This window comes from Mesorhizobium sp. B1-1-7, assembly GCF_006442705.1.
GTDB lineage: Bacteria > Pseudomonadota > Alphaproteobacteria > Rhizobiales > Rhizobiaceae > Mesorhizobium > Mesorhizobium opportunistum.
Map to the genome: position 1 here is coordinate 139613 of NZ_VFWQ01000015.1, position 6760 is coordinate 146372.

General features: G+C 60.4%; 5 protein-coding genes. 2 read left to right on the plus strand and 3 right to left on the minus strand.

Annotated features, from left to right (window positions below; all coding sequences use genetic code 11):
* Positions 1–128 precede the first annotated feature (128 nt).
* Positions 129–1478 carry an oxygen-independent coproporphyrinogen III oxidase gene (gene hemN / locus FJ978_RS24830; RefSeq protein WP_140574726.1) on the plus strand — a complete coding sequence of 450 codons (1350 nt, stop codon included), beginning with the start codon at positions 129–131 and terminating at the stop codon, positions 1476–1478.
* Positions 1479–1523: 45 nt separating this feature from the next.
* On the opposite strand, the gene FJ978_RS24835 is transcribed toward hemN, so the two are convergent.
* The 3 genes from FJ978_RS24835 to FJ978_RS24845 form a co-directional block, all read right to left on the minus strand.
* Complete coding sequence (locus FJ978_RS24835) at positions 1524–1868, minus strand: DUF779 domain-containing protein (protein ID WP_140574710.1); 345 nt, start codon at positions 1866–1868, stop codon at positions 1524–1526.
* A 66-nt stretch (positions 1869–1934) separates the two neighbouring features.
* On the minus strand, positions 1935–3452 hold the full coding sequence (adh, locus tag FJ978_RS24840; protein WP_140574712.1) for an aldehyde dehydrogenase: 1518 nt from the start codon (positions 3450–3452) through the stop codon (positions 1935–1937).
* A 142-nt stretch (positions 3453–3594) separates the two neighbouring features.
* Positions 3595–4563: a GAF domain-containing protein gene (locus FJ978_RS24845; RefSeq protein ID WP_140574728.1), complete on the minus strand. Its 969-nt coding sequence runs from the start codon at positions 4561–4563 to the stop codon at positions 3595–3597.
* A gap of 1185 nt (positions 4564–5748) precedes the next feature.
* Between FJ978_RS24845 and FJ978_RS24850 the strand changes: the two genes are divergently transcribed.
* The coding region (locus tag FJ978_RS24850; RefSeq protein WP_210241449.1) for a VCBS domain-containing protein at positions 5749–6760 on the plus strand (1012 nt) is incomplete at its 3' end.

Consider the following 6760-nt stretch of genomic DNA (forward strand, 5'->3'; position numbering starts at 1 on the left):
ATATAGCATCGACCCAAGAAAAAGCCTTGCGGCAGTTTGTCCGCAACCAATGGGCATTGACCGAAATCAAGGCGGCTACTGCCCCTCGCGAGCAGTATCGCGCGAAACATTCCGGAGTTGATAGCGACATGCGGCCAGAATTAGTTGCTAGGCTTGGTGAGAACGTGCCGCGTTACACGAGTTACCCGACGGCGCCGCATTTTCATCCGGGCGTCGATGCCGCCGTCTGTCGTGGCTGGCTGCAGGCGCTCAACGAGGGCGACGAGATCTCGCTCTATCTGCATATCCCCTATTGCGACAAGCTTTGCTGGTTCTGTGCGTGCCACACCAAGCAGACACGCCACTACGAACCGGTCACCAAATATCTGAGATCGTTGCATGCGGAGATCGCCACCGTCTCAAGTCTCGCCGGAGGCAAGGGCCGGGTACGTGCCGTCCATTTCGGTGGCGGCTCACCGACGATGCTCAAACCACAGGACATGGTGGCGCTGGGAGCCGTTCTGCGCAATAGCTTCTCATTTCTTCCCGGCGCCAAGATCAGCGTCGAAATCGAACCCAACGACATGGACGAAGAGCGCCTCGACGCACTTGCCGAAATCGGCATGACGAGGGCCAGCCTCGGGGTCCAGGATTTCGATCCGAAGGTGCAGAAGGCCATCAATCGCGAACAGACCTTCTTGCAGACCAAGACAGTCGTCGACGGCGTTCGGTCACGCGGCGTCGAGTCAGTCAACCTGGACCTGCTCTACGGCTTGCCGCACCAGATCGGGGAGAGCGTCTTGTCCACCGTCAGGCAGGCGCTGACGCTCGAGCCCGACCGGATTGCCCTCTTTGGCTACGCCCATGTGCCATGGTTCAAGAAACATCAGACAATGATCGACGAGGCCTGGTTGCCAGGCCCGGAGGAGCGGTTTGCCCAATCGCAATTGGCAGCTCGCGCCATACTCGACCAGGGATACGAAGCAATCGGGCTCGACCATTTCGCCAAACCGGGCGATGCGCTGGCGCTTGCCGCGCATGCGGGAATGTTGCGCCGCAACTTTCAGGGCTACACCGAGGATCGCTGCGAAACCTTGATCGGTCTCGGCCCGTCATCCATCAGCCAATTCCGGCAAGGCTATGCACAGAACATGCCTTCGACCGCCGAGTATGGCCGCGTGGTGGATGACGGTGGGTTGGCTTCGGTCCGCGGAATTGCTTTTTCCGACGACGACCGCGCTCGCGGTTGGATCATCGAGCGGCTGATGTGCGATTCCGGCTTTTCAGCGATCGACCTGGTTGAGCGCTTTGGCGAGGCTGGCCAAAGGCTTCTCGGCAAAGCGAGTTCCACCGCCCTTCTTGATCCTGCCCGGTTGCTGGAACTTCACGGTGACCACTTCGTCGTGCCGGTCGAAAGCCGCCCCTTTGTCAGAAGCGTCGCGGCGAAGTTCGACAAATATTTCGAAACCGGCAAGGCCAGACATTCCGTGGCGGTCTGAACATCGGCTGCGGTCAGAAAATGCTCGCTCAATCGTATGGGAGGCCTACATCCCGATCTGAACAGCGCAGATCGTCGACCGCGTCAGGAAACGCTTCTCCCTTCCGTTGTCCAGCGAGAACATGCCACCGCGGCCTGGCACCACGTCGATAATGAGATCGGTATGCTTCCAGGCCTCGAATTGCGAGGCGCCGATGTAGAACGGCGCGTCACCGATATGGCCGAGCAGGACATCGTGGTCGCCGACGATGAATCCGTCCAGCGGATAGCACATAGGCGAAGAGCCGTCGCAGCAGCCGCCGGATTGATGGAACAGCACCGGACCGTGCTCGGCGACGATCTCCGCGATCAGTTCAAGCGCTGCCGGCGTTGCCGTGACCTTGGCATGCATGGGTTTTCGATTTCCAGCCTGGGGCGCGGCCCCCTGCGGAGCCGCGCCTTTGAGCCAAAGAGGCGATCAGAAGAAGCCGAGCTTCTTCGGGCTGTAGCTGACCAGCATGTTCTTCGTCTGCTGGTAGTGGTCGAGCATCATCTTGTGGGTCTCTCGACCGATGCCGGACTGCTTGTAGCCGCCGAAGGCCGCATGCGCGGGATAGGCATGGTAGCAGTTGGTCCAGACGCGGCCAGCCTGGATCGCGCGGCCGAAGCGATAGGCGCGGTTGGCATCGCGTGTCCAGACGCCGGCACCGAGGCCGTAGAGCGTATCGTTGGCAATCGCCAGGGCTTCGTAGTCGTCCTTGAAGGTCGTGACCGAAACCACCGGCCCAAAAATCTCCTCCTGGAAGATGCGCATCTTGTTGTGGCCCTTGAACACCGTGGGTTGGACGTAGTAGCCGCCGGCCAGGTCGCCGGGCAGAAGATTGCGCGCCCCACCGGTCAGCAACTCGGCTCCTTCCTGGCGGCCGATATCGATATAGGACAGAATCTTTTCCATCTGCTCGGACGAAGCCTGGGCCCCGATCATCGTTGCCGGATCGAGCGGATCGCCCTGCACGATCGCCTCGACGCGCTTGAGGGCGCGTTCCATGAACCGGTCGTAAATCGATTCATGGATGAGCGCGCGGCTCGGGCAGGTGCACACCTCACCCTGGTTCAGCGCGAACATGACGAAGCCTTCGATCGCCTTGTCGAAGAAATCGTCGTCTTCGGCGACGACATCCCTAAAGAAAATGTTGGGTGACTTGCCGCCGAGCTCGAGCGTCACCGGGATCAGGTTCTGGCTGGCATACTGCATGATCAGCCGGCCCGTCGTCGTCTCGCCGGTAAAGGCGATCTTGGCAATGCGCGGCGACGAAGCCAGCGGCTTGCCGGCCTCGAGGCCAAAGCCGTTGACGATGTTGAGCACGCCCGGCGGCAGCAGGTCGCCGACAAGATCGGCCCAGAGCAGGATGGCAGCCGGGGTCTGCTCGGCAGGTTTCAGGACGACGCAATTGCCGGCGGCAAGCGCGGGAGCAAGTTTCCAGCATGCCATCAGCAACGGGAAGTTCCACGGGATGATCTGGCCGACCACGCCGAGCGGCTCATGGAAATGATAGGCGACGGTGTCGTCGTCGATCTGGGAGAGGCTGCCTTCCTGGCCACGCACCGCGCCGGCGAAATAGCGGAAATGGTCGATGGCCAAAGGCAGGTCGGCCGCGGTCGTTTCGCGGATCGGCTTGCCGTTGTCCCAGGTCTCGGCGCATGCGAGGAGATCGAGGTTTTCCTCCATTCGATCGGCGATGCGGTTGAGGATGAGGGAGCGCTCGGCCACGCTGGTGCGCGCCCAGGCGTCCTTGGCGGCATGCGCGGCGTCCAGGGCCGCCTCGATGTCCAGGCCGTCCGAGCGCGCTACTTCGCACAGCAGTTGGCCATTCACCGGCGAGAAGTTCTCGAAATAGCGGCCGGAGCGGGGCTCGGCCCATTTGCCACCGATGAAATTGCCATAACGCCTGTCGAAGGGCGCCTTGACCGGGCGTGAGAATTCAACCTTGTTCATGTGTCTTCCTCCCAAAGCTGGCGTCGCGGGATGCGACGCTTCGGGAGAGACTTGCGATTTCCGCCTGCGGTTGTCACCGCACCGGTTGCCGCGGCTGGGCAGGATGTGTCGCAGAATTGCGACAGTCACGGGATCTCGGCGTTCAGTGAGGCCGATGGACATCCAGGCGGTTGAGTTTTCGGTGAAGCGTCGCGCGGCTGATGCCAAGCGCCTGCGCTGCGGCCGAGACATTTCCGTCAGCCCGCGCGAGCGCACGCTGGAGGGCTGCGCGCTCTGCCTCAGCGAGAACCTTAGGGCCAATCTCGGCCCAGCCGAGCAGATCGCCGGCGGGCATTGGTTTGTCGAGACACTGCTGTGTAATGCCAAGCGCCAGGCGGGCCGAACGGGTAGCACCGACCACGAGATCGTCCGCGTCGATGGCGATCAGCGCGCCGGAGCCCTTGTCGGTCACTGGCGCAAGCAGAATTCGTGCCTTCGGGAATGCCATCTTGAAGTTTTCGCTTTCGATCCGACGCGCCGCGTCGACGACAGCCATCGAGATGAGATTGACGAACGCTTCGGTCAGGTCGGCCCGGCAGGAGGACACGTCAAGCGCGGCCACGAGGTTTCCCTCATGGTCGTGGATCGGGGCTGTGGTGCAACTGAGCAGGGTGTTGCGCGTGTGGAAATGCTGGTCACGGTGGATCGTCAACGCCCGGCGTTCGACCAGGCAGGTGCCGATCCCGTTGGTGCCCTGGCTTTCCTCATTCCAGACGGAGCCAGTCCACAAACCCCAGGAATGAAACGTTTCATCGTCGACAGGCGCGCCGCGCCGTTCGACCGGCACGCCGTCGCGATCGGCGAGCAGGACACAGCATCCGACGCCGCCTACCGCGAGATAGAGACGGTCGAGATTGGCTTGGGCAGCGCGAAGGAGAGGTTCGATCCGTTGCCGGGCCTGCGCCAGTTCGGCCTCCGTCAGATAATGTGGAGGGCTGCAATCGGCTGGTTCGAGCCGATGCAAATTGGAAGACCGTCGCCAGGAGGCAACCAGGGCGGACTTCGCCGCCGCGTCCGACGCAATCGCCGCCTGGATGCGGTCGGCATGATGACCGGATAGATCTTCTCCCATACTTTTCCTCCAACCCTGATGAATTTCCTCCCGGTCTGATCCGGTCTGCGGTTCGATCGGCACTTAGTCAATTCGTCGAAAGGAGCAGAAGGACAGATCTCTTGCCTGCCATTGCCATCCGATGGCCGCCCCATCGAGGAAGCCTATCAACAGGACGAATCGCGTTCATTGATCGGGAGCAAACTTCGCTTGGGCGGCTATCGACATTGCGAAAACTGGCCGGAAGGCAGCCAAGGCGAGGCATTTGGAGTTGTCGGAATGCTTGCGGTTGCTGTCGCGGCGTCATAGCCATCATCGCGCGGGCGATGATGGTCGAAAAGGTACCCACAAACGTATCCTCACATTCAAGACCGCTTCCGGCGCGAGGGAAGGCACCGGGAGCTGGCTCGATTGCCTGGTTGTCGCGGAACCATACGGATCGTCGGCGCGGAGACGGTACTTTTCGAAGCGGCTTGGACGTGTGCAAAAATCGACCGATTGATCTCCATAGCAGGTGAACACAAAAGATATTTCTTGCGGCTATTTACCATTTGAGATCAAAAACTTAGCTTTCTTGACAGAACCATGCGTCGGCTCTCGGTGCCGCCAGACGGGCTGTCCGGTACGTGAAGTGATCTCAGTTGAATCCCCTCGACCGTCCAAGCGAACTGACTGGCTGCCGGGTTGGCGTGCTGCACGAGGAATACGCAGCGGTGCGGCGTTGGTATGGTGGTGCGCTGGCGGGGCTCTCGTCGCGCTGAGCCGCACGTCTGCCGCCTAGCTCATATCAGGCGTGCGCCCGTTCGATCTCACAACTCGATTCTAGTTGCTGTGGCCCCCTTATGCTCGACTATTAACTGTTCGGCCAAGTTGGGCGTTGACGCTTCCTCTCTATAAGAGTTAATAATCTCCTAATATAAGGGGCATCTAAAGTTCGTGGTCGATAACCGCGAGTTTGACGATGAAGTTTGGGTAGGGGAACGTAACGCGACGACCGTCGCGTCCACCAGCATCGGGTCAATATCCGTCCGTGAACGGCCAGCTTGAGGCGGCTGTTCCAAGCGACGCAGTGTGCCTGGATGACGGCGACAATTCATACCTGCCCGGATTCGCGCGGCTTTTCTTCGGCTGGAAACAGCCGGTCGTTCAGTACGGTCAATGAAGCAGATGCTTGGACATCTGTTCTTTATAACTAGGGGGTTGAAAATGGCTACCAAGATCGCCGATGCAGGTGGAACAACAGCGTCTTTTTCAAACACGCCGCAGGCGCAGGATGACGCTTACAATCTCACAGAGGATACGGTCGTCCTCGCGTCAGGTTCGCAAACCGTCATAGTTCTCGATGTGATGGCGAACGACCAGGGTGGAAACGCAAAATCCCTCTTTTCAGTAGACGACGGGATTTCCGGGTCGACGGCCACGAAGCAATACGCGCCCATTGACCTCACGCATCAGGACTACCAGACGCTCGGCATTTCAGCCTGGGAGACCATCGGCGACGGCGTTTCGATTCGCATCAACAACGGCAAGGTCGAGATGGACCTTGGCGGATATCTGGCGGCGCATGGCTTCAGCAGCCTGCAGGCCATGGGTCCGAACGACCATTTCAGTGAGACTTTCACCTATGCGATCAAGCTCGGCAACGGAACGCTGAGCTGGGCCAGCGTGTCGGTCAACATTCAGGGCACCAATGACGGCGCGGTCATCACCGCCGTTCCGGGTGCCGACTTGACCGTGGTAGAGGCCGGCGGCGTTGCCAATGGCACGCTGAATGATCCCAACGCGCATGGCCAGCTGATCATCACAGACCCCGATGTCGGCCAGAACCATTTCCAGGCTCCCCCAAGCCTGCAGGGTACTTACGGCACCTTCACCTTCGATACGACAACTGGTGTGTGGGCCTATACCCTCAACCAGACTCTCGCCGACCCGCTGACCCAGGGCCAGCCTGTTACAGATACTCTGACCGTGAAGTCAGCTGACGGGACGGCGAGTTATAACATCGTCGTCAATATTACTGGCACCAATGACGCGCCGGTTGCGGTTGCCAACGTCAATTCGGTGAAAGAGGACACCGCGCCCAATTCGGTCGGCGGCAATGTGCTGACCAACGACACCGATGTCGACAATGGCGATACCCACAGCGTCACCGCCGTCAACGGTTCGGCCGGCAATGTCGGTGCCAACCTCGTCGGCACCTATGGCACGCTGCACCTCC

What these genes read in the sequence shown, in the direction of transcription:
- hemN (WP_140574726.1), top strand. Translation starts at nt 129, where the DNA reads ATGCGGCCAGAATTAGTTGCTAGGCTTGGTGAGAACGTGCCGCGTTAC.
- FJ978_RS24835 (WP_140574710.1), bottom strand. Translation starts at nt 1,868, where the DNA reads ATGCATGCCAAGGTCACGGCAACGCCGGCAGCGCTTGAACTGATCGCG.
- adh (WP_140574712.1), bottom strand. Translation starts at nt 3,452, where the DNA reads ATGAACAAGGTTGAATTCTCACGCCCGGTCAAGGCGCCCTTCGACAGG.
- FJ978_RS24845 (WP_140574728.1), bottom strand. Translation starts at nt 4,563, where the DNA reads ATGGGAGAAGATCTATCCGGTCATCATGCCGACCGCATCCAGGCGGCG.